This window comes from Polaribacter litoreus (genome assembly GCF_054584775.1).
The window spans coordinates 64,038-86,536 of sequence record NZ_JBTLRD010000015.1 but is presented as its reverse complement, the minus strand read 5'-3'; the positions used below and the strand labels follow the sequence as shown (position 1 = coordinate 86,536).

At 31.3% G+C, this 22,499-nt stretch carries 23 protein-coding genes; 6 read left to right on the top strand and 17 right to left on the bottom strand.

The window, feature by feature from the left end; all coding sequences use genetic code 11:
- Nucleotides 1-449: 449 nt before the first annotated feature.
- Together ACW9UN_RS13530 and relB are read right to left on the bottom strand one after the other, a co-directional pair.
- Nucleotides 450-1,754 carry a type II toxin-antitoxin system HipA family toxin gene (locus ACW9UN_RS13530; RefSeq protein ID WP_459486833.1) on the bottom strand — a complete coding sequence of 435 codons (1,305 nt, stop codon included), beginning with the start codon at nt 1,752-1,754 and terminating at the stop codon, nt 450-452.
- The gene (gene relB / locus ACW9UN_RS13525) at nt 1,748-2,098 is read right to left on the bottom strand and encodes a type II toxin-antitoxin system RelB family anti-toxin (protein WP_459486832.1); all 351 of its coding nucleotides are present in this window, start codon (nt 2,096-2,098) and stop codon (nt 1,748-1,750) included. The genes ACW9UN_RS13530 and relB overlap by 7 nt, the downstream gene beginning before the upstream one ends.
- Before the next feature lie 606 nt (nt 2,099-2,704).
- Here relB and ACW9UN_RS13520 point away from each other — a divergent pair.
- The 4 genes from ACW9UN_RS13520 to ACW9UN_RS13505 are packed head-to-tail and all read left to right on the top strand — an operon-like array spanning nt 2,705 to nt 4,330.
- Nucleotides 2,705-3,460, top strand: a complete 756-nt coding sequence (locus ACW9UN_RS13520; protein WP_459486831.1) for a hypothetical protein — start codon at nt 2,705-2,707, stop codon at nt 3,458-3,460.
- A gap of 2 nt (nt 3,461-3,462) precedes the next feature.
- Entirely contained in the window at nt 3,463-3,867 is a 405-nt protein-coding gene (locus ACW9UN_RS13515; RefSeq protein ID WP_459486830.1) for a DUF5675 family protein, read from the top strand.
- A 50-nt stretch (nt 3,868-3,917) separates the two neighbouring features.
- Nucleotides 3,918-4,163, top strand: coding sequence for a hypothetical protein (locus ACW9UN_RS13510; RefSeq protein WP_459486829.1), 246 nt, complete (start codon nt 3,918-3,920; stop codon nt 4,161-4,163).
- Nucleotides 4,160-4,330: a hypothetical protein gene (locus tag ACW9UN_RS13505; RefSeq protein WP_459486828.1), complete on the top strand. Its 171-nt coding sequence runs from the start codon at nt 4,160-4,162 to the stop codon at nt 4,328-4,330. Before ACW9UN_RS13510 ends, ACW9UN_RS13505 begins: the two co-directional genes overlap by 4 nt.
- Nucleotides 4,331-4,374: 44 nt before the next feature.
- Here ACW9UN_RS13505 and ACW9UN_RS13500 read toward each other — a convergent pair whose 3' ends face one another.
- The 12 genes from ACW9UN_RS13500 to ACW9UN_RS13445 form a co-directional block, all read right to left on the bottom strand.
- Nucleotides 4,375-4,794, bottom strand: coding sequence for a DUF6943 family protein (locus ACW9UN_RS13500; protein WP_459486827.1), 420 nt, complete (start codon nt 4,792-4,794; stop codon nt 4,375-4,377).
- 2,028 nt (nt 4,795-6,822) lie between these two features.
- On the bottom strand, nt 6,823-8,070 hold the full coding sequence (locus ACW9UN_RS13495) for a S41 family peptidase (protein WP_459486826.1): 1,248 nt from the start codon (nt 8,068-8,070) through the stop codon (nt 6,823-6,825).
- Between the two features lie 4 nt (nt 8,071-8,074).
- Nucleotides 8,075-9,202 (bottom strand): serine hydrolase domain-containing protein, encoded by a 1,128-nt coding sequence (locus tag ACW9UN_RS13490; RefSeq protein ID WP_459486825.1) that lies wholly within the window; start codon nt 9,200-9,202, stop codon nt 8,075-8,077.
- Between the two features lie 51 nt (nt 9,203-9,253).
- Nucleotides 9,254-9,859, bottom strand: coding sequence for a hypothetical protein (locus ACW9UN_RS13485; protein ID WP_459486824.1), 606 nt, complete (start codon nt 9,857-9,859; stop codon nt 9,254-9,256).
- A gap of 58 nt (nt 9,860-9,917) precedes the next feature.
- A complete protein-coding gene (locus tag ACW9UN_RS13480; RefSeq protein ID WP_459486823.1) occupies nt 9,918-10,562 on the bottom strand; it encodes a hypothetical protein in 645 nt (214 codons plus the stop codon).
- A 194-nt stretch (nt 10,563-10,756) separates the two neighbouring features.
- Nucleotides 10,757-11,374, bottom strand: a complete 618-nt coding sequence (locus tag ACW9UN_RS13475) for a CatB-related O-acetyltransferase (RefSeq protein WP_459486822.1) — start codon at nt 11,372-11,374, stop codon at nt 10,757-10,759.
- Between the two features lie 11 nt (nt 11,375-11,385).
- Nucleotides 11,386-11,754: a hypothetical protein gene (locus ACW9UN_RS13470; RefSeq protein WP_459486821.1), complete on the bottom strand. Its 369-nt coding sequence runs from the start codon at nt 11,752-11,754 to the stop codon at nt 11,386-11,388.
- Between the two features lie 18 nt (nt 11,755-11,772).
- Complete coding sequence (locus ACW9UN_RS13465) at nt 11,773-12,633, bottom strand: SDR family oxidoreductase (RefSeq protein WP_459486820.1); 861 nt, start codon at nt 12,631-12,633, stop codon at nt 11,773-11,775.
- 21 nt (nt 12,634-12,654) lie between these two features.
- A complete protein-coding gene (locus ACW9UN_RS13460; RefSeq protein ID WP_459486819.1) occupies nt 12,655-13,734 on the bottom strand; it encodes a serine hydrolase domain-containing protein in 1,080 nt (359 codons plus the stop codon).
- Nucleotides 13,735-13,839: 105 nt separating this feature from the next.
- Nucleotides 13,840-15,615 carry a helix-turn-helix domain-containing protein gene (locus ACW9UN_RS13455; RefSeq protein WP_518525017.1) on the bottom strand — a complete coding sequence of 592 codons (1,776 nt, stop codon included), beginning with the start codon at nt 15,613-15,615 and terminating at the stop codon, nt 13,840-13,842.
- Between the two features lie 157 nt (nt 15,616-15,772).
- Nucleotides 15,773-15,895 carry a hypothetical protein gene (locus ACW9UN_RS13450; RefSeq protein WP_459486817.1) on the bottom strand — a complete coding sequence of 41 codons (123 nt, stop codon included), beginning with the start codon at nt 15,893-15,895 and terminating at the stop codon, nt 15,773-15,775.
- A 186-nt stretch (nt 15,896-16,081) separates the two neighbouring features.
- Nucleotides 16,082-16,606 carry a hypothetical protein gene (locus tag ACW9UN_RS13445; protein WP_459486816.1) on the bottom strand — a complete coding sequence of 175 codons (525 nt, stop codon included), beginning with the start codon at nt 16,604-16,606 and terminating at the stop codon, nt 16,082-16,084.
- Between the two features lie 224 nt (nt 16,607-16,830).
- On the opposite strand from ACW9UN_RS13445, the gene ACW9UN_RS13440 reads away from it, so the two are divergent.
- Both ACW9UN_RS13440 and ACW9UN_RS13435 read left to right on the top strand, forming a co-directional pair.
- Nucleotides 16,831-17,151 carry a hypothetical protein gene (locus tag ACW9UN_RS13440; RefSeq protein WP_459486815.1) on the top strand — a complete coding sequence of 107 codons (321 nt, stop codon included), beginning with the start codon at nt 16,831-16,833 and terminating at the stop codon, nt 17,149-17,151.
- Nucleotides 17,152-17,641: 490 nt separating this feature from the next.
- On the top strand, nt 17,642-17,983 hold the full coding sequence (locus tag ACW9UN_RS13435) for a hypothetical protein (protein WP_459486814.1): 342 nt from the start codon (nt 17,642-17,644) through the stop codon (nt 17,981-17,983).
- A gap of 492 nt (nt 17,984-18,475) precedes the next feature.
- Here the strand turns inward: ACW9UN_RS13435 and ACW9UN_RS13430 are convergent, their stop codons facing one another.
- The 3 genes from ACW9UN_RS13430 to ACW9UN_RS13420 are packed head-to-tail and all read right to left on the bottom strand — an operon-like array spanning nt 18,476 to nt 22,491.
- Nucleotides 18,476-18,847, bottom strand: coding sequence for an SMI1/KNR4 family protein (locus ACW9UN_RS13430; RefSeq protein ID WP_459486813.1), 372 nt, complete (start codon nt 18,845-18,847; stop codon nt 18,476-18,478).
- 15 nt (nt 18,848-18,862) lie between these two features.
- Nucleotides 18,863-19,438, bottom strand: a complete 576-nt coding sequence (locus ACW9UN_RS13425) for an HNH/ENDO VII family nuclease (protein WP_459486812.1) — start codon at nt 19,436-19,438, stop codon at nt 18,863-18,865.
- Nucleotides 19,435-22,491 (bottom strand): ATP-binding protein, encoded by a 3,057-nt coding sequence (locus tag ACW9UN_RS13420; protein ID WP_459486811.1) that lies wholly within the window; start codon nt 22,489-22,491, stop codon nt 19,435-19,437. Before ACW9UN_RS13420 ends, ACW9UN_RS13425 begins: the two co-directional genes overlap by 4 nt.
- Nucleotides 22,492-22,499: the final 8 nt, after the last annotated feature.

Genomic DNA, 22,499 nt, shown 5'->3' with positions numbered 1-22,499 from the left:
GGGGTTAGAAATATAGAATTCTTCCTTTTTAGACTAACAAATATTTATGCTTAATTTTAAAATCCCACAACTTTTGGACTTGATCCATTATATAGCTTTTATTTGATATTCTTAGAAAAGTAAAAAACCCTTTAAAACATAGGTTTTAAAGGGTTTTGATGATTTTTGAAAATCTATCAGCGGAGAAAGAGGGAATTGAACCTCTAACTTAACTATCTTATTATCAATTTTATAATAATTAGAAAACAGAAAAATGACACCTAATGTGACACCGTTTTTCTGTAGCAAAACCCATTAAATTTTATGATTTAAATATACAAAATATTGAGCTAAAAATTGAACATGTATATAAAAAAGCAGCCACTTTTTTTTCTTGTTTTTTTGAGTTCTAAATCTGGTTATTTTTTAATGCAAACCTGTTCAGTTTTTAAACTAATTTTTAGAGAATTTTAATGTATTAGATTTAAATTTTGTTGAATTTTATGGGTAAGATCTTTTCGAACACCTGCTTTTTTAGCAAAGGATTTCCAATTACTAACCACTGAATTCACCTCTTCAATAATCTGTTTCCCTTTTTTAATGTTATTATCTTTAGCAATGGTCATTAAATCCTCTTTAGTGATATCCAACCTTTTACCATTAACACTTAGTGTTTGTTTACTTACCCAGTGATTGGTTTCATCAAAAGAAAAACATAAATCATAGGCAGGAGCCAATGACCAGCTTTCATTTTGTTTCAGTAGAAAAGAAAAGTTTTTGGTGTGATCGTCATAGTTTGTAGCCAAAACATTAAATACCATTCTACGAAAAATTTCTTCAGCTTCTGGATAGGTTAGTCTCAAAAGTCTCATGGTTTGAAAAAGCTGCTCGTAACTAAAACCATACATATCATTAAAATCATAATGTTGTATTCCACAAAACGATTGAATATGGTGCTTTGTATTACCCTCTCTATCAAATCGTTTGGTGATAAAATGAGCTCTTCCATTTTCCTCAAGTAATTCACATTCACTAATATTGATACCACAAGCTTTAGCCATTAAATAATAAGCATACTCTACTCTACCCCAACCCGTACTTTCACCAAATTGTGCACCACTTACCCCATCTAATTTGATTAGCCAATGCTCAAAACCTTTTGGTACATTGCTTTGTCCAGAGCGTATTTCTTTTGTTTTTGGGTTGTATGCAATTACTGCTTTAGGTCTTGCACCACCTGCAGAAGTTCCAATTTTAAGAATATCTTGCATCGCCTTTTCTTCGTCTTTATCAATATTTGTAAGAAAACTTTCTCTTTCATTAAGCATCTTTTTAGCAACATCTATTAAGCTATCCAATTCTAATGAAAATGTATTTTTATTGGTTTTAATTTGAGCTGGTTCAAACTCTAGTGCCCCCATACCTCTTCTACCAATAAAACATAACTTTTCTACTGGGTTCATACTATTTTCTGGACGACCTTGTTTTGCTAACCAAACGTTAATTAAGCGATTACCATACTTATCTGGTAATGCGTCTGCTAAAAGCCCTGGTAACCCTTTAAAAGTATCTTCTGTTTCATTTCTTCCCTTTCGTAATTCAGGAAAACTGTAAATAGTATTACCATTAGTGATGGGCATTTTTATGGGTGATAAATCCCATCCTTTTTCAATAAAATTAGGATCGTATTGAAAGTAACCCAGTTGTTGTTCTTCATCCCAACGAACTGCACCTGCTAATACACCCCAAATTTTTACTTCTGCTACATCTACCATCCTAAATCTTTTTCTTCTTTGTTATTAGACTTATTACGTACACGCTCTTTTTGTTGCTTCTTTTTGAGCTTTGCATATTCTAAAGGACTGATCTGTTCTATAAAATGAAAGTTTTCTAATAAATGAAGCTGCTGCAAAGAACGTAAGATTTGAATTAAACTAGACAAAGTAATTGACTCACCATTTTCTATTTTACTTATGGTATATCTATTTAAACCTGATGCTGTAGCTAGTTGTTCTTGGGTTTTGTTTTGCTGAATACGAGTATGTTTTACAAAGTCTCCTATTCGAGCTATGATTCTAGCATCTGATAAACTAGCAAAGTTAATGTTAGTATTTGCCATCTTTAATCAATTATATGATAGTTAATGTTAGTTTCTGCTAACAAATATAATAATTATAATAACACAATAGATGTTATTTGATAGTTTTTACTATCATTATATATTTAAAACCTATTTAATGTTAGTTTTTACCAACATAATATAAATAAATCGTACTATAAAATGAACTAGTTAATTAAGTGTAAGCGACAGTTTACTAAAAAATAGGTGAATTTTAGTTGATAATAAGGTGCGATACTTGTTCATATTTGATGCCTGTATATTCACAAAACTCATCAATAGTGAGGAATTCTTTTTGAGTTTTATTGAATTCATCCTTTATTTTATGAAACAGTCGCACGCTTTGTCGATAACTTTTGCCAGTAATGATTTGTACATCCTTTGGATAAATACACACCCTTTGCAATCCTTTTTTCATAAACTATCTATACTTATGCTATACGCTAACTATACTCTCGTAATATACTAATTATTACACCTAAATTGATGAATAACAACTCCTTTTTAAGTCATTTATGACGTTGAGTGACACCTTGACTTTTGATTTTTCTTTAGAAGATAAAAATTCTAAATATTTGAAGTATAACCTTTTAAAATTTAGAACTTATGGCAAAACAAACTGGAATTATTAAACTGAAAGGAACTATTGGAGGTATTTCCTTTTATAAAACTGTAGATGGACACCTAGCCCGTGAAAAAGGAGGTGTTGATGGACAACGAATTGCAAATGATCCTGCATTTCAAAGAACGCGTGAAAATGGCTCTGAATTTGGTAGAGCTGGAAAAGGAGGTAAAATAATAAGAAATGCAATTCGATTACTCTTGCAAAATGCAAAAGACAAAAGAGTGGTTTCTAGATTAACCAAAGCTTTAGTAGCAATTACCAAAACGGATACTACTAACGAAAGAGGCTTAAGAACCCTACAAGATGGTAATTTAGAATTGCTTCTTGGTTTTGATTTTAACTTGAATGGTAAATTAGGCTCTACCCTATTTGCACCTTTTGTAAATGCTTTTGATCGAGTTGCTGGAGATGCTACTGCAGATTTAGCTGCATTTTCTCCCACAGTGCGAATTGCTGCACCTGCAGGAACCACCCATTTTAAAGTAGTAATGGGAGCTGCTGAATTGGATTTCGAAAATGAGAGCTCCACTTTTGAAAGTGATGAAACCGTAATTCTACCTTATACAGCTGCAAATACTGCTGCTATTGCTTTATCTGCAAGTTTGCCAGCAAACAGCACGCTACCTGTACTACAAGTATTGGGTATAGAATTTTATCAAGAAGTAAATGGGCAAATGTATTCCTTAAAAAACGGTGCTTACAATGCCTTATCTGTAATTATTGCTGATAAAGTTTAGGAATGAAAATGCACTTGCATAGAAGTTATTTCAAGGAGGGTACCAATGGTACTCTCTTTATTAATGGTAAATTTTTCTGTTTTACTATTGAACTTCCCTGGAACCATAATAAACGAAATATTTCTTGCATCCCTGAAGGAAATTATGAAATTCAAACACGATTTTCAAAGAAGTATCAACATCATTTGATAATAAAAAATGTAAAAGGTCGGAGTTTTATATTGTTTCATCCCGCTAATCATGCTAACAAAGAGTTGTTAGGGTGTATTGCTCCAGTAACATATTTGAGTGGTATTGGTAGAGGTACTTATTCTAGGAATGCTATGCAAAAGCTACTATCAAAAGTATATCAAGCAAAAGACCGAAAAGAGAAAATTCAATTCATCATCAAAAAAGCCCATCCCTAGCCCTTCCCTAAGGGAAGGGAACTAATTGGACTAAAAAAACACATTATATTATGAATATTGTAGAACGTTATCAAAAACCGACACCTAAATTTTTCAGAATACTTAGAAATATTGGTATTGCATTAGCCACAGCAGGTGGTGCAATTATTGCTGCACCTGTTGCCATACCTGCCAGCTTAATAACTGTAGCAACTTATATGACTGTTGCAGGAACAGTTGCAACAGCTGTGAGTCAAGCAGTAGTGAGTGATGCCAAAGAAGTGCAACATCAAACTAAAAAAGAGCATGCTCCATGAAAAACTCACAATTAACGATAGGTACTGCTTCAGGAACATTACTCAGTATTAGCCCTGGATTGTTAAGTCAAGATATATTGCATACTATTTTACTTGCGATTATTGGAGCCACTGTTAGTTTTTTAGTTACCTATTTTTTGAAGAAAATTACCAAACCAAAACAGTAACCTTTTGATAAATTGAAGCCCAATTTTACTATTGGGCTTTTGTTTTACCTTTCTAATTTACAAGATCTGAGTAATACTGTTTTTAATTCTTTGATAGCCTTGAGTTTTTGGGCTTGCACCTCTTCTAATTTCTCGACTTTTTTAAGTGCCTTTAGCTTGGTTTGAAAATCTTCTTGACCAAAATACCTGCTATTTTTGATCAATAAATTCTTAACATCGGCGATGTAAATAAAAGGAATAACAGAACCTTTTAAATAAAAACGATAGCATTTAGCCTCTAAAAGCATATAAGACAAATGAAAGAGTGCCTCTTTTTGCTCTATGGTTTCTGTAGATACCACAAACGAATTTCTGACAGGCGCTGTAAAAGGTTTACCAGAGTTTAGCCCCTTATTGAGGATAAAGAAATGAGGCTTTTGATAAGTACGTCCAACTTGATGGGTCTTGATTTGAAAATTTTTCATGATTATATATTTTTTTGATTAAAATTTCCGAGCTGCCCCTATCAATTTTTGACCAAAAAATTTTGAAAAGGAAAACAGCAAAAAGAAAGCTGACGTAAAAAATGGCGTGGAAAGCCTATCAAGGTTTTTGGTGTTTTTTTTGGATAGCTGTTGGCTATTAGCTATTTGCTGTTAGTTGAAAAATGTGCAGTCTATGGTCTTTTAAAAAAAACATCAAAACCCATAGGGCTTGACCTTTATAGGCTTATATCGTTGGATTAGGAAATGGAAAGTTTCGATTTTATGTAGAGATATTCTTAAAGTGAAGAGGTGCTGAAATGAGTACAACATTTAGAAAAGCCATTTAGTTTTGCTGGCTTTTTGCTGTTTTTCTTTTTTATCAAATTTTAAAATGTAATAACTAACTAATGGGGCAACGTGCGTAGGTGGAGGTAATTAGTGATGTTGTAGAAATACCATTTAAAGCATATAATGTTACTCCTCTTTCATTTTAATTTGCCAATATTTGCGTTAAAAATACTCGACTTAAAACAATTATGCCTCTGTTTTTTACCTTAATCTTGGCAAATTAACTCTAAAATACTTCCTAAAATTATATGCTTTAACTGGTATGTGGGAAAAATAAATAAAGGACGTTTTGAGTAAAAACGTTCTTTTTTTATGCGCGGTGTTGAGGTGATTGAATGGAATGAGAGAAAGGAAACCGAAGTTGCTGGATGCAAGGAAGCATTGAGGTGTCTTGAATGAATGTAATGAAACTACCACAGGCACATGGCAAACATTACTAATTGCTGTAACCTACACCTTAACAACGCGACAAGCTGGCCTCTTCACTAAAACAGTCTACTAGACTGTTTCTTAACGTTCGATCCGGTGGGGAAAGTGGACTAAAATTTATTACTTAGCGAAATGAAACAAACAAATACTTGAGATAAATAGAACACTCTTTTTATTCTTTTCATTTTTCCTTGATGAAAAACGAAACAAAAAATCAAGACTCACTTTTGTTTTTATTGAATTTTACTTTCTATTCCACTAACGAATCCAGACCGCAAGCTCTTTGGATTCTTACCGTTTCATAAAAATTAAATTCTTACAAAAAACAAAATAGGTCAGGTTAGATTGTAACTACACTTTATAATTTTACGATGTGAATTTTAATCTATAAACACTCACATGCATAATTTTATGGTGATTAGGTTGTTCGTTCGTTTTTTTAATAAAAATTTATTGCTTAGCGAAATGAAACAAACAAAGACTTGAGATAAGCGGATGAAATGGATGCCGAATCGAGTTCGGCACAGGCTTAGCGATGGTTTTGTGCAGCTTGAATGAGATAAGTGATAGATTTTACTCACGGATTTGCGCGTTGGATGAGCGGCTATTTAGTTCACGACTTTTTTATTTTTACGGGTGTTCATGAATAACGGCGAATAACATTTATAACTACAAATTTAAGCCGCGTGCGCCGCTATTTAGTTCGCAACTTTTCTATTTTACAGGTGTTCATGAATAGCCTAATTATTATTGACAGTAACTATTTGCGCGTTGGAAATCGGCTATTTAGTTCATGACTTTTCTGTTTTTACGGGAGTTCATGAATAGCCACAAATTTTATTTAGAAGATTTAATTGAGCGTTGGCTATGTGGCTATTTTACATAATGGCGTTATAGGGCAGAAAGTGAATGAATGTACCTATAACTGCGCATTATGTAACTTAGCTTTGGGGAGTTTTGTGTTTTATGAAAACAATAGCAAAGATTGCTTTTTATAGTTGTGTTTGAGTGTGCGAAAATACAAGCTTTAAAATGCAAGTACCTCTAGAATATTAAAACGCTAAACTTGTATTGGCGGGCCTTTCGACTGCGCTCAAGATAAACTTACAACACAAAAGGCAGAGGCTTTTTTTTTTAAAATACTGCTGAAAATAATAAACGCGTTTTTAAAATAAACTGGATTTTGTGTTGTGGGGAAATTGTTATCATGGTTGTACTTAAAAATAATTTACGTTGACCTTTAAAATCAGTTTATTTTATATTATTGACTATCCATTGTATAATAGTGTCTTTTCCATTTTTATAGTCATTCCAATTATAAAACAAAGATATATCTGGTTGAATACCTTGTTTTGCTTTACTTGATAAATTGAATTTTCTCTTTGAATAGGTGATTACCAATTTTGAATTCGGTAAAGTAAAACTATCCATATCTTGATATCCTGTGGGATTTGACCCAGTGGCTTGACCGACAATTTTAGCATTTAACAATTGCTTAAAGAGCGCTGCATTACTTGTGGCTGCTGAAAAGGTTTTGTTACTTGTTAAAACAAATACACCATTTTTCCAATCTATTGAATCCGCAAGGTTAAGTGCATACGCTAAAACTACACCCACATATAAATCGCCACCACCATTGTTTCGCATGTCTATAATAATTTTATGTTTGTTATTTATAGTGATATACCTTACTAGCTTTTCGCCAAAAACTTGCATATCATCAAAACTTGGATAACTTTCAAAGTTAAGATAAACAGCTTCTGTGTTCTTAATAGGTGCATACCATAAATAATCGAACATAGGTTTGTCTGGTTTTACTATCTCTGGAACGCCAATATTTAATTCTGTAAAATTCTTTTTATCTACAGTAGATTTATCTAATGCTTCTAAAGTTATTTTTATTTCTTTATTATTATCATCTAAAAAAGTAAATTCGGCAGTATTTCTGTTTTTAGTTATATCCAGATTATAAAGTAATTCACTTATTGATAAATATGAACCAGTTCTTATCACTTTTGAATTTTCATTCTCTACAAATTGTGCAACTTCTGAGACTTTGATTGAAACCTCTTCGATAGGAACATCATCAATAGCTACTAATGATCCCTTCAATAAGCTTTTATGCTCTTTAATTGCTTTTACTACTCGCCATTGATTATCGATATATTCTACTTCAAAAGGAAATCGATGTGTATCCATATTTCTTGAGGATACAGCTGTATGACCATCATTTATTCGTCTTGTTAAGCGCATTAGTTTAAGAATAATCTCAAAATCAGTTAATGAATCAACGTTGTTATACATCTTATTCCATTCATTAAAAAACTCTTCCTTAGGTACTGTATGATAAAGGTCTATATGTTTTTGTTCTAAAGACTTTTTATAAATATTAAGATCTTCTTTCCAATTTATTTTGTTTGATGTCTGTGCAAACAAACCGTTAATTGATAATAATAGTGCAATAAAATAAATAATTATAACTTTTAGAAATGTGTTCATCGCTTTATTTATTTTCGATTCTTTTGAGTACATCATAAACCAAAATCATTGCACTCTTAGAAGCCTCTAGTTGATTTAAAGATCCAGAAATATAAGTATCTAATTGTGGGCAATACCATAAAAAAGATGCTGTACTTCCAGAATGCCCTATCAGTTGTAAAGTAGTGTCTGTACCTGTTAATTCACCTAAAGAAACTTGCCTAATACCAAAGCCATAATTCATACCTTTAGTTTCATTCACCCAGTTTTGCATGGATAAACGTGTATCTTTCTTTACAAGGATATCGCTATTAAAAGCTTTTAAAAAAGTAATTAAATCGTGTGTGGTAGACACCAGTCCACCTCCACCCCAATCTGCACTTAAGCTTTTGAGAGATGATAATTCATATTGACTTGCATAGAATTTAACCATAGGAAGACTGTTATCTATTGCTGTAGATTTTAAGTTGATGTAGGAACTATTCATCTTTAAAGGTTGAAAAATGTGTTGCTTAAAGAACTTATCTAAAGATAAACCACTTACGTTTTCAATAATCAAGGCTAAAAGTACATACTCTGTATCTGTATAATGATAACCTTGACCAGGATTGAAATGAGGCTTCATTTTATCTTTAGTAAACTCAATCAATTCTTGAGGTGCCCAAATCTTATTCCTATCGACCAGTAATTGATTGATAACGTTTGGGCTACCATCAATAGTTTCGTCTGTAAAATAATCTGGTAAACCAGAAGTGTGTTGTAATAAATGAGCTATAGTGAGGTCGTTTGAATACTCTTTACCATCTAAAACGTGAAGATTACTCATCAATGAATCTGTTAAATATTGAGCGATGTTGTCTTCAAAATTTAATCTATTTTGATCTTTTAAAATACCAATAGATGTAGCTGTAAGCATTTTGGTAACACTAGCTGTGTAAAATGGCCTCTGTATAGAAATAGAATCTTCTTTGCTTTCAGCCCATTGTATATCGATTCCTCGAGTTTCAGAATACACCTGTAGAATACCACTTTTTATGTTCTCGTTTTGTAGTTCGGCATTTAATAATAGCGCAATATCCTTCTTAATTTCTTGCTGACCAAAAGCACCGAAAGACATAAAAATTAATAGTGTTAGTATTGTACTTTGTTTCATAATTAGTTCATTATTATACCCTTAAAAATTACTATAAAATTAGTTTTATTTTTAAAACCAACTAAACCCTAAACCTATGTTAAAAGTTACTGCATCTCTATGTGCATCTCCTTCTAAAAATGCTCTACCCATCACCAATTTGGACTGTACATTCAATGCAAAGTTTTTCTTTTTATAAAACTCATATCCTGTACTTGCCATAACTGCACATCCAAAATTCCAATCGTCGTTAACATTGTCTTTAATGTCGTAAAGTGCGGGTGAATCTATAGCTAAACCTATACCACCGTGAACCCACCAACGGTCTTTTACCCAATATTGTACTGAGGGAATAAAACCACCGAAATGCCTGTCATACTCCTGAAATTCGTATATATTACCTGGCATAGATAAAGTCAATGCCAACTTATCATTTAACATATAACCAAATTTTAATTCAGGGAAACTTATAGCTCCCTGCGCTGTATCAAATGTTTGAATACCTTGGCTGTCTTCAACACTAATAACACCAACACCTAGACTAAATTCAAAGATAAAACCTTCTCGTTTTGAAGTTTCTACAATAGTTGAATTGTTTTGTGCAAACGTTAGTGATGACATGAGTATTAAGACCAAAAATGTCATTTTTAATCGGATTTGTGTTTCAATTGTTTTCATAAATATTCGTTTTTTTTAATTGTTTTATACGTTGATGATTAAAGGTTGTAGATATTTCTTAAAATTTAAAGCCGATGTACAAGTTTGGCTCAAAAAGAAAATGATTTTTCCATTTATTATCTAGTTGTTTAAATGCTTGCGGTGTTTTTGTGTCAAAATGCCATACATTACAATGAACCTGTGGCTCAATAAAAAATTGTTTCTTTTTACCAAAAGCAATGTGATAACCTACATGGTATGAGTTGTAGAGTTTAAAACCATTGGCGATTTTCTTGTTGTCTAAATCTTTGTATGTTTTATAAAGTGGTAATACTTCTACAGCAGCAAATAATCCTTTCCAAAGCATACGCTGATAGGAAATACCAACTCCTGTTTCCTGTAAGTATCCAGGATAAAATTCAGTTTCCGTATCTATTTTATCTAAAAGACCATCCCACCATTGGATACCCATAGGCTGAAATAAACGCCAAGTAGCGAATTTTACACCTATGATATTTTTCGTATCTAATTCACGCTTTACGTGAAATTCGATATGTTTGGTATTGGTTCTTTCCCCAGCTTTACCAATGTTACCCAAGATAATGGCAGGAAAGCTGACTCTGTATTTAAAATCTGAATCCTTATTTTTCAAAGATACGTTGTTACTTTGTGCAAACACATTTAGTGTACAAAGTGTTAGGCAGATGAATACTAGTTTTTTCATTTTAATGTTTTTTAATTGTTCGTTTTTTGATTTATAATTTGATGTTGCAAAGATTCACTGAATTTTAAGGGCAATCGTTTTGAATTATAATTTGAAACCTTTTTGTTATTTAGTACTAATGTATTTTACCAAAAGAAAAAGGCTTAACAGATATATTGTTAAGCCTTTTATGCGTTTAGTTCTTAGATTTTATTTTAAAACAATGCTTCGGGATGAGAAGTTAGTTTTTCTATGTTTTGAGTAATTTTTTCAATATCCCATTCCCACCATTTTAACTGTAATAGTTTTGAAATGGTAACTTCAGAAAAACGTTTTTTAATAGGTATCGCAGGATTACCACCAACAATGGTATAAGGTGCTACGTCTTTTGTAACTACTGCTTTTGTTGCTATTATTGCTCCATCACCAATGTGAACACCAGGCATAATGGTAGCATCGTAACCAATCCATACATCATTACCAATTATAGTATCGCCTTTTGTTGGATAGGTTTTGCCTTTCATAGCATCTTGCCACGCACCACCAAAAATAGCAAATGGGTAAGCAGATGTGGCTTCTGTTATATGATTGCCACCATTCATAATAAATGTAACATCTGAAGCAATCATGCAAAATTTACCAATAATGAGCTTATCACCTCTAAAATCAAAATGGTATTTTACGTTTTTCTCAAAATTTGACACCTCTTCAAAATCATCGTAATACGTATAGTCACCTACTATGATATTTGGATTGTTAATCAAATTCTTTAAAAAACAAAGTTTTTTATAATTGGGTAACGGAAATAGGGTGTTTGGGTTGGGTGCTTTCATAGAGTCTTCATTTATTTTGATGATTTATAAAATACTATAGCTAAATATAAGGTTACGATAGCCTGACATTTTTCAATTATGGTTTCTGCTAAAAGATTACCAATGGTGTTTAAGATAAAAAAAACTGCAAAAATCAATAGTATTCTTTTTATGGTTTTAGCTGTAAAAATTGTTTTTACCAGTCTGCTTTCCATAGAAACGACTGCTCCTATAAACAACATTATAAGTAATGCCACACCTTCCAAAATATACATTTCTGAAATAGATTTTATTTTACCACCCCAAACTATAGTGTATGGAATGATTTGAAAAAAAACCAGTATGTGAAATATACAGTAGGCAACAATAATAATTAGGGCGACTCTTTGATATAATTTCATTTTGATATTTTACTATACTTAAATCGTTTTAACTTCTTGAAAATAAAAATCCTTTAAATGGTGCGCTCCGTAAGTTGGTGCTATATTATCCTCTGCCATAAGGGTTAAGAAAAACTCAATTGGCCCATAGGTTTTTACACTGGTAAAGGTTCTCAAACTCCAAATAGTTAGTTTTCGCATCCAATCTGGTAAATGAATGATTTTTATGGGTTTGTTTAATGCATTTAAAGCTAATTCACTAATGTCATTCAAACTTAACACATCTGGACCTCCTATGGTTAATTCTTTATTGGTTTCCTCTACATTGTCCACAATAAATGTTGCCAAATCTTTACCGTGAATTGGGTTAAATTTTTGATGACCCGATCCAAACAAATACACACGACCAGATTTAGCCATATGCAAAAAATCTTTCATATCCGAGAAAAAACCGTTGGGTCTTACTATGGTATAGTTTAATCCTGAAGCTTTTAAGGCATCAACAAATTTTTCTTTGGCTTCAAAAATTTTCAGTTGTCGGTATTTGTCTCCGTTGATTGCGGAAACATAAACAAAATGCTTTACACCTGCCTTTTTAGCTTCTTCAAGTAAATTCATATTCGCCAGATAATCAACATCCATATAGGTTAAACTGTCCTTTTGTCTGGTAATACCAATGGTAGATATTACTGTATCTATACCTTTGCAAATATCACGTAGGGTGTCAGGTTTTGTAACCTCTGCTTGTTTAACCTCTAAAAAATTTTCGTTATTATTTTTTAGTTTATTTGGATTTCGTACAATGGCAAGAACTTGATTTTGATTTTCGATTAATGCTTTCAACAAATAACTACCCAAATACCCTGTAGCTCCTGCTAATAATATGTTGGTATGTTTCATTACTATAAGTTTACTATGATTTTAATTAAACTCATTTGTTAATAATTGCTCAATAATGGTATTGCGTTGCATACCTGTATCGTCTTGTTGATTGCTTAATAGTACAATTGTAGCATCAAATTCCGGAATAAAACCAATCATACTCCAATAGCCATTAATATCACCACCGTGCCAATACATTGTTGTATTTCCTTCTTGGGTGGTAAACCAACCCAAGCCAAAATCTGTATAACCAGTTGGTACGTTTTGAGTAAATATTTCGGCCTTTTCAGCCTCTGAAAACCAACTTGTTTTTACAGCATTTATCCAAGTTTCCATATCTTTTGGGGAACTACTAAAATCGCCTGCACCAAAAGCGATTGGCATTGGGTAGGTGCTATTCGCACTACCATTTAAATAGCCTTGAGCGTGTGTGTTTTCATCTACTATATTTGTGCCCTTATAAGTAGCCGTCATTTGTAAAGGTGTCAATATTTTTTGTTGAATATAGTCGTGGTAAGACATTTGAGATGTTTCTTGAATTAATAAAGCAGCAATAAGAAAGTTTGAGTTGCTGTATTGTTTACCTGAACCTGGTGTAAAATCGAGACCATTTTCAGTAACTAATTCTTTAATTACTTCATATATATCTTCTTCATCCAAAGTTTCTCCTTGTTCGTGGGCTTCCTCAGCGATCAGTTGATAATTTGGAATACCCGATTGATGCGATAATAATTGTGCAATACTAATTTGACTACCGTTTGGAAATTCAGGGTCAAATTCATCTAAAGTTTGATTAAAACTATTGATTAAGCCATCACGTTTTAATTGGACAATGCCAGCTGCGGTTAATGTTTTGCTCACTGACCCGATGCGATAACCGAGATTGTAATCTTGTGCCAACGCTGTGGTTTGGTTTGCTATTCCAAATCCTTGTCTCACTAAATCGTTTCCGTTTTTAGTTACAATGGCATACCCTTGAAAATCAATTTCAGTTAGTAAATTTTCAACCGTTGTGTAATTGTTTGGTGGTGTGTTGTTATCATCATCTTTTGAACAAGATGTAAAAAGTATAATGGTAGTTACCATAAGTGCTACTAAAAATTTGTGTAAAGTTGTCATAACTGTTCGTTTTTTGATTTTTAATTAAAAGATGATGCAAAGATTCATCAGATAACTAAAGCAATCGTTCTGAATTATAATTTGAAACGAACTGATTAAGATTTGCTACGAATTGGCTTTTAACCAAGCTTTAGGGGTAATACCCTCTGTTTTTTTGAAGTAGGTATTAAATACACTTTTAGAATTAAAGCCACTATCATAAGCCAATCCAAGAATAGTGAGGTGTGCATTTTTAGGATCTAAAGCTATGTTTTTAAAATGATTTAAACGATACGAATTTACAAAGTCATTGAAATTAACATCAAATGCTTGGTTAACTAAATAAGACATTTTATTTGTATTTAACCCTAAAACATTTGCTACAAATTTTAATGTTAATTGGGGATTTAAATACGGTTCGTCTTCCTTAAAATAAGAGAGCAGTTCTACTTTAAGGCCTTCTATTTGTTGATTATCCAATAGAATTGAAGATGATTCTTCTTGCGCTAGTTGAAGGGGTTTCACATCTTCTACAACTAAATTTGACTGATTCAGTTCTGAAAATTCTTTGAAGTTATGCAATGGCTGTAAAAAAGGTTCTTGCCTAAAGTTGATTACTTGACCTCGTCTTAGACTTACCATTTCTTTTAAGCGAGAAAAACCAAGTTCTTTATGGTTTGAATTACATAAAATAAATATATCGTAAGGAACTAACATTGTTAATTCATTGTCTCCTTTAGACCATTTTGAAATATCATCATTTATTATTTCCGAATCCTTTTTATTAATGAGGTTAAACAATAGGTTTTTTTCTTCAATTAATGAGGTATTCTGAATAAACAAGTTAAACTGCTCAATGTCATTCAACCATATCAAACAAAAACATTTTAAATGATGTGCCAATTCTAGTTGAGGGTTCAACGTTAACGCATAGTCTATTGTTTTTAGTGCTCTATCAAATTGACGTTGATAGTAGTAAATATGAGCTAAGGTGTAATGATTGTTCGCCGAAAGCGGATCTACCTCTAATAATTTGTTGGCATATTGTAAAGCAACATCAAAAATACCGAGAGCAATACATAATTCTGCCATCGCTTCTAAACCATCTATGTGATTTGGGTTTATCTCTAATACTTTATTTATATGTAGGTAAGCATTTTTAAAATCCCATTCTTCCCAGAAAAACTTACCTACAAAAGATAATGGATATTCTGGTAAAGAGGTATCTATTTCCTTAGCAATTAGCAAGTTGCTTATTGCTAAATCCATCGCTTCTTGATAGGGCATATAGCCCCACATTGCCAATAAGCCATAGCATTGCAAATTGGCATAGTAAGCTTTTGCATAATTCTTATCGAGCGCAATGGCTTTGTTGTAAAATGCAATTGCTTCTTTTATACTTGCTGGGGTCCATTTTAATTGTAACGAGCGTCCTTTTAAAAACAATTGATAGGCTTCAATATTATCTGTTGGTTGCTTTATCAAATGGTCTTGTATTTCAAAATGTCCGAAATTGTTTCGGATTTCATCTGCAATCGCCAAACTAATTTCGTCTTCTAAGTCGAAAATGTTTACTAAGTCTCTATCATATTTTTTGGACCAATAATGAATGCCATCACTCACATCTATTAATTGAGCTGTTATTCTAACCTTATCTTGAGATTTCTTTACACTTCCTTCAAGAATGGTATTGACGCCCAATTGTTCACCAATTTTTCTAATATCAATATCCTTTCCTTTGAAGGCAAAAGACGAGGTTCTTGCAATTACTTTTAAACCGTTTACCGTCGTCAATGCATTTATAATTTCTTCAGTTATACCATCGCAGAAATAGTCGTTCTCAATATCATTGCTCATATTGACAAATGGTAGTACAGCTATGGATTTAGAGTTTATATGCACATTAAAATATTAAACAATAAATATAAACATTTCTCTTTATTACCTGTAAAATGGAAATTAATTATCTAAGTAATATAATTATAAACCTTAAATTTGGCTATCACTGCGCATTATGTAACTTAGCTTTGGAGTGTTTTAAAGCAATAATTACGCAATACTATTCGTTTTCTTTTTCAAGTATGTTTTCAATTTTCTCTAGTACAACTGGCATGCGTTCTTCTATCATTAAAGGATGAATATGTGTCATTACAACCTCTTCTAATATACCTAACTCTATCATTATACCTATTTGTTGGATTAGAAATTCTTTGATCACTTTTTGCGCATTTTTAATTTCCGATACAATCGTTGTTCTATTGTCTAAAACATAGATAATATCCTCTATATCGTGGCTTGTTCTATAATCTGAACCTCTATTGTTTTTAACGCAGCAGAAACTTCAGCCACTACAGCGATATTGATAATTCTATTTTCCAAAACCAAAACGTACTTTAAGTTCTAAATTAGCCAATTCTTTTTCTCTAGCTCTACCCACTCGTAGCGCATCTACCAAAGCTAATAATTCGTACAACTTAGCATCTTTTAAAGCAGCTTCTGGTACAGATGGATACAATGGAATTATACTTTGCCCTCTGACTGTTCCTTTTGCATAAGGCCAAACATAACGCTCTGTACTTTCAATTTTATTTTTTAACGGTGCTGCTGAATGTGAAGTTGGTAAACCACGAACTACAGCACCAGGTTTTTGAGGAAACACATAACGTAACCCATATTGTACTAATTCTAATAATGATTGTTTCATTACGGTTTTACCCTTTGGGTCTAATAAACCGGCATATTTACATCTTGAAACTGCCTCACTAATCTCTGACTGACTTAACCCCAAAGCTTCTGCAATTGGCTTTTGATTCCAAGAAGCATTATTGTCACTAACTATTTTGAGTAACATTAATACATCCTGTGGTTTTAAATACTTATTTTGTGCTTTCATACTATTACATATTGCGTATCGCGATATGCAATATTAATGATAAATTGATTGATAACCTATAATTTAGTTCTGTTTTATCGTGTATCGCGATATGCAATATTGCCCTATTTTAGTGATACATTTGAATTTATGAATTACTAAAGAAAAGTGAATGCATTTGCTTATCACTGCGCATTATGTAACTTAGCTTTGGGAATTATTCACTATTTTTATTTTAAAAAATTATGGGAAACCTTATTAAAGCAACATGTACCCACTGTGATTTTGAAAAAGATTTTAATTTTGGTGGAAATATGATGGATTTTACTGTTAATAATCCTGTGCCTGCTATCCATAAAAAATCAGGAAAATTTAGAAATGTGAACTACTTTAAACAAAAAGACACTAATCATTATCTCTATTATTTTGAAGATGCTTTGAAAGGTAAAAATAAAAGTGGAAATACCTACCAAAATTTTGACATGTTCCTAAACGAACACAATAATTATTGTCCGAAATGTAAAAAGTTTAGTTTGGATTTTATTTTAAAAGCTTTTACTGATTGATTGTTTTTAAATAAGTTAATTAATTTACTTATAACTACACATTATGTTAATATAGCTTTGGAAAGTTTTGTGTTTTATGAAAACAGTATTTAAAATTACTTTTATAGTTATGTTTGATTTTGCGAAAATACAACCTGTAAAACACAAGTACCCATAAAATATTAAAACACTAAACTTAAGCTAGATAGCCTTACAACTATGCTCAAAACAAACTATATAACACGTTGGCAACAATAATAAAACAACCCGCCGGAGTAAATGATAAATACAAATATTAATTCACATTAAAGTCTAAAAAATTAAGTTTACAATTAATTTAGATATCTGGGGATATATTTAAGCAATAAAAGTATTATTAAGAATTCTTTATCATTTTTTACACACTCCAATTTATGAAAAAAAATTTATAAAAAAATAATCAAGATATTTCTTTTACTTTATTTTAGATATATGTATATTTGATATATTTAATTTAAATAAATATATAATTATGAAAAATATAATTTATGATCCGAAGGGATTCAGTGACTTTTATGAAACTAATCTTGGTAAAAGAGTTTGGGAATATTTACAAACAGAATTAATTTTTGAATTAATGAGGTTAGCGACAGATTTTAATAGACCAGCTGCAGAGGGAATTGGGGATAAGCTTATCGAAAAGTTTGGAAATGAGATTGATAATGATAAAAACAACAGGATTAAACAAGCCATAGGTCATATGATTCGTGCAATAATGGAATCCCATAACTATCAACATGTAAAATCTAGTGTCCCTTGTTCCAGGAAAAATGAATTATTTAAAAACGCATCGAGGTACAGTAAAATAGAATAGGATGTACTGTAAAATTTTGGCCATTTTATTAATATTGGGTTGTTCAACTATTAACTGTTTATACTTAATTTTTTCTGATTAGATATCAAATTTATTAAAAGACAAACTTAAATCGTATAAAATTAATTATTGGTTCTAGTCTACTTACGAAAATCCTATCGAACTTTCTATCTGTGATTTATTTGCTAATTTTGTAGATCTTATATTAATAATCTCTCCATTTTCTAAAAAATTAATCATATCAATCTGATTTTTTAATTACCCATTTCTTTTTAACCTCATATAAAATGCCTGTTTATATTTCTTTTTCACAATAGTAAAATGTTTCTTAAAAAAGAATTGAAAAACAATAAAAAGGCAATTAACTTTGAATATATTTTTACAAACAACTTTATAAAATTTTATAAAATTGTGTAATTAACCTCTTGTTATTCTTATTCCAAGTAAGAGTTATTATTACCCCTAAAAACATAAAAAGTAATATGACTGTAATTAAAAATCGTTTTCCACATAATCTTTAAAAGAATCGTATATTTTTTTCATTTTTCCAGAAGGAATCCATTCATATACAGAGCTATTTGATGTATTTAAAACCAAATACATAGAATCTGTCCCAACATCTTCTAAAACAATGAAGTTTTTTTTCAAGCAAAAATTATCTTGCAACTCTTTAGTTTTTTTTAATGCATTAAAAAACTTTTTATTACCCAAACCAAATATATCTCTTCCTTTTAAAGAAACGAATCCATATTGTTTTAAGAACTCTATATAATCAGATGGTAATTTACCATCTATAATTTCTTCTAACGTTATAATCTGTTTGCTTGATACTCCTGGTATTGAATTATCGATATTTTTAAACATAATGCCTATTTATAATTAGTTATTTGAATTCTCTATTTGTGCTGCACGTTCTTTCCAATGTTTAGCTCTTTGCTCATTGAATTCCTTTCTATCAATTTCGGAAGGCCCTACTTTAGTATGTAATATATTATAATTACCATTGTATTGATGTTGTTCATTTGTAAGCTCAGCTAAAGGACTGTCATTTTGTTGACCGATGTGGTGTAATTGATATGGATTTCCATTTTCGTCAATTGGAGCATAACCAGCTTTCATCCTCTCTAAATTTGTTTCAGATTCATTTCCCGGTATACCTAATGGAGTATTGTAGTCTATATTAGTTTGAATTAGCACCTCTCTGCCATTTACTATTTGTTTTTCTAGTCCCGCGTTATCATAAATTTTTTGTTCCAGAACATCAATACTCATATCTTGTATACTTTTGAAGCTTGCTTCCAAAAGTTGATTCTCTACCTCTAAAGCTTCCAACGAACCATTTTCAACAATATCCATCGTTTCTAAGGGAATATCTTTTACTGCTAATTCAGAAACCTCTTTTAAGGTTTTAATTACTGTTTCTTTGGCTGCCTCCCCTAATATAGCTTCAATCATACTGCTTTTTTATTTAAAAAATAACTATCCTTCACTTCATCAATGTTATGAACATTCGCTTTTAACATCATATTCTTAGCCAAAGTAGACACTATTCTATTTACAAAATCTTCATCTTTCATCCCCCAATAAAGGGACAAATAACTTTTTAAAGCCAAAAAATCTTCTTCCTTATTATGAGTAAATAAATTATGAAGCACTTTTTTTACCCCTTCAGGAATTCTATTATTAGCTCTATAGAAGCCTTGTGTTAGAAAACTAAATATCTGCTTTATCGCATATTGAGAATACACAACTTTATCAAACTGACTACCCGAAAGTATTATTTCTTGTTCTAATGCTTTATTAAAAAGTTCTATTTTACTTTTCAATTTTGAATACTCAATTGTACAAAGAGAATTTAATAACCTTTGAACGACTACTTTTCCTTTTTGCCCTAAAACAGTAGATAATTCATAAACCTCAAAAGGATGCAGTGTTTCTATTTTGTTTTTCTGCATTAACTTATAAACTTTATTATCACTTGCAGCTGCAGAATTTATATTATTAATCATTGCACATTCCACAGGCCGCTCCATCCCTTCTTTATGAACAAGTGCAAGTCCTGTAACTAATCTACTCATATACAGTGCATCATCATCAGAAATACTCAGCGAACCTGCCAATAATGACTGATCGTCTTTTGAAACAAGACGGTGTACAATTTTTGTATTCGTATTTTTTATAACATCTGGAGAAATCTTTGAAGGAATTTGTTCTACTACCGCTACTCCCTGACCAAGAGAACGCATTTCTGCTATAACATTTGTAAACAATTCTACTGCTTTTCCTTTAGGATTACCAATTGATTCTGAAGTTTTTTCTGTAGATACATTTTTTAATAAACGATGCGCTTCTTCTATTACCATAAAATGCTGTAATCCTTTTGCCCCCATTCCAGGGTTAACAGCAGGATTATCTTTCTGACGATATTGACTAATCATTACCAACATTAAGCCTACGAAAAATGCTTTATCATCATCGTCCGCTAAACTTTCCATTTCAAGAATTGTATTCTTTTTCAACAAATCTTCCATTGGATGAAAATCGTGCGTATCAAACATCATTCCTTTAGCTCCAACAGAAAGGCTTTCGATACGTACAACAATAGCAGTTCTTATATTATCCTGTAACTCTCCTTTATATGCTAATTCATTCTTTACATAATTTTCAACTTCACTTTTTAAATCACTTAGAGTTGGAAAAAAATAAAGATGCTCTTTGGTATCATACCCGCTTTCATTATAATTACCGACGGAATATGTAAAATATGGATGAAATCCTTTAGTAATATTCCAGCCTTTCTTAGCGTAAATATTATGAATGCACTTTTCTACAATGGCTGGCATTGGACCATACAAAGAAAAACTAGCATTAAAAATTGCTTTCAAATAATCAATATGCTCAGATAAATGTATTCCTTTTTGGACATAAAAAGGATTAAATCTTATCGGGCTAACTGAAGCATCTCCAACAGTATAAATGTTTAAATTATTTTTAAAAACATCATCTGCAAGCAATTGCCTATAATCTCTTTTAGCAGATTCTATCACCAGAAAAGGAATGTTTTCTTTTAAGGTTAAATCTTTCAATATAGTTTTTACTGTTGTTGTTTTACCACTACCTGTTAATCCGCAAACAAACAAATGTTTGTTTAAATCTTTTGTAGTGATATTAATAAATGAGTTTGGTATAGGATTACCATAATCAGCAATATTACCAATTTTTAATCCATTATTATCATTGATATCATTCAATGCAAGCGCTGGCATTTTTTTTATTTCAAAACCAGGTAAAGACTCAAATGGAGGAGATGATATAAAGGCCAATTCTTCACTTGTTATATAAGATGATAAACTTTTAGGAAAGATTGAATTTTCATTATTATTGACTGGTAAAAATAAACTTTGATTTTCCTTTAAATCACCTATAAACATTTGTGAAGGAGGTAGTAACTTATCACTTGGTTTTGATAATTCTCCCAAAAAGCTACCTCCTAAAATTTCACAAGTAATTTCATCTTTTGCTGAAAAAGCAATAAATGTTTCCCACATACCCGTGTTAAAACCTTTAACAGTACGCTCTAATAAATGTTCTGTTAATTTTTCGAGCTCTAATGCAATTCCATTTTGCTGCTCATATGAAAGGGATTCCGATATATTAATGGTTTTTGATTTGTTAGTACCATATGATTTACTATTTGTGGTTGTTTTAGACCTGTTGTACGAGTATCCTGCTACAATTATACTTAAATTAAAATTATGACCACGAGTTTTAGACTCTCCAGTTGTATTTTGATCAGTAGTACCTGTTGTATTTGTTATACCTTCATCATTCCCTTTAGTTTGTTTTGCTAAGGAATGAAATTTATCTCGTAAGCTTAAAAGTTCACTGTATGTATATTGTTGGTCTTGTGAATGTAGTGGCGTAGAAATTATAGCTAAAGTATATTCTTTACTGTACAAGCTTCTTATTACAGATGCTATATTAAATTTAACCTTTTCATCATCAACTTTAAGTGCTGGTATCCCAGTTATTATACCTCCTTTTGTATAACCATTAGAGAGTGATGAAAACTTTGTGCTTTCGCTATATTCAATTTTTTTTCCTGGAAGAATACCCTTTATCAATGAACTGAATAATTCAACATCTTGATTTGTAGTATTTTCTCTTTTTAACCCCAAATAAATTGTATTTCCGCCATTTTTACCAGAAATAATAGTAGCAACCGTAATACCTGATTTGCTTGCAGCAGACAAAATTGTATTGTACCTTTCCTTAATGAAAGAAGGAATATCTTCTTCTTTATTGTTAACTGAAATTTCTGTTAAAGGGAATAAGTAAAATGTATCTAGCCAATTATTAGGAGCCTCCTTTGTACCATATGAAATAGGTTTCTCATTTGCAGCTATATCTAACCAAGGCATTAATTTTTGAATGCCTAAAAATAATTCTTTAGAAATATTTTTCAATTCAATAGGAGGGTTTTGTGCTTTATCTCTTTTCTCTTCCATTTAGATTT

Bases quoted from the DNA above. Each gene is read 5' to 3' on its own strand.
- ACW9UN_RS13530 (WP_459486833.1), bottom strand. From the start codon at position 1,754: ATGGTAGATGTAGCAGAAGTAAAAATTTGGGGTGTATTAGCAGGTGCA.
- relB (WP_459486832.1), bottom strand. From the start codon at position 2,098: ATGGCAAATACTAACATTAACTTTGCTAGTTTATCAGATGCTAGAATC.
- ACW9UN_RS13520 (WP_459486831.1), top strand. From the start codon at position 2,705: ATGGCAAAACAAACTGGAATTATTAAACTGAAAGGAACTATTGGAGGT.
- ACW9UN_RS13515 (WP_459486830.1), top strand. From the start codon at position 3,463: ATGAAAATGCACTTGCATAGAAGTTATTTCAAGGAGGGTACCAATGGT.
- ACW9UN_RS13510 (WP_459486829.1), top strand. From the start codon at position 3,918: ATGAATATTGTAGAACGTTATCAAAAACCGACACCTAAATTTTTCAGA.
- ACW9UN_RS13505 (WP_459486828.1), top strand. From the start codon at position 4,160: ATGAAAAACTCACAATTAACGATAGGTACTGCTTCAGGAACATTACTC.
- ACW9UN_RS13500 (WP_459486827.1), bottom strand. From the start codon at position 4,794: ATGAAAAATTTTCAAATCAAGACCCATCAAGTTGGACGTACTTATCAA.
- ACW9UN_RS13495 (WP_459486826.1), bottom strand. From the start codon at position 8,070: ATGAACACATTTCTAAAAGTTATAATTATTTATTTTATTGCACTATTA.
- ACW9UN_RS13490 (WP_459486825.1), bottom strand. From the start codon at position 9,202: ATGAAACAAAGTACAATACTAACACTATTAATTTTTATGTCTTTCGGT.
- ACW9UN_RS13485 (WP_459486824.1), bottom strand. From the start codon at position 9,859: ATGAAAACAATTGAAACACAAATCCGATTAAAAATGACATTTTTGGTC.
- ACW9UN_RS13480 (WP_459486823.1), bottom strand. From the start codon at position 10,562: ATGAAAAAACTAGTATTCATCTGCCTAACACTTTGTACACTAAATGTG.
- ACW9UN_RS13475 (WP_459486822.1), bottom strand. From the start codon at position 11,374: ATGAAAGCACCCAACCCAAACACCCTATTTCCGTTACCCAATTATAAA.
- ACW9UN_RS13470 (WP_459486821.1), bottom strand. From the start codon at position 11,754: ATGAAATTATATCAAAGAGTCGCCCTAATTATTATTGTTGCCTACTGT.
- ACW9UN_RS13465 (WP_459486820.1), bottom strand. From the start codon at position 12,633: ATGAAACATACCAACATATTATTAGCAGGAGCTACAGGGTATTTGGGT.
- ACW9UN_RS13460 (WP_459486819.1), bottom strand. From the start codon at position 13,734: ATGACAACTTTACACAAATTTTTAGTAGCACTTATGGTAACTACCATT.
- ACW9UN_RS13450 (WP_459486817.1), bottom strand. From the start codon at position 15,895: ATGATAGAGTTAGGTATATTAGAAGAGGTTGTAATGACACATATTCAT.
- ACW9UN_RS13445 (WP_459486816.1), bottom strand. From the start codon at position 16,606: ATGAAAGCACAAAATAAGTATTTAAAACCACAGGATGTATTAATGTTA.
- ACW9UN_RS13440 (WP_459486815.1), top strand. From the start codon at position 16,831: ATGGGAAACCTTATTAAAGCAACATGTACCCACTGTGATTTTGAAAAA.
- ACW9UN_RS13435 (WP_459486814.1), top strand. From the start codon at position 17,642: ATGAAAAATATAATTTATGATCCGAAGGGATTCAGTGACTTTTATGAA.
- ACW9UN_RS13430 (WP_459486813.1), bottom strand. From the start codon at position 18,847: ATGTTTAAAAATATCGATAATTCAATACCAGGAGTATCAAGCAAACAG.
- ACW9UN_RS13425 (WP_459486812.1), bottom strand. From the start codon at position 19,438: ATGATTGAAGCTATATTAGGGGAGGCAGCCAAAGAAACAGTAATTAAA.
- ACW9UN_RS13420 (WP_459486811.1), bottom strand. From the start codon at position 22,491: ATGGAAGAGAAAAGAGATAAAGCACAAAACCCTCCTATTGAATTGAAA.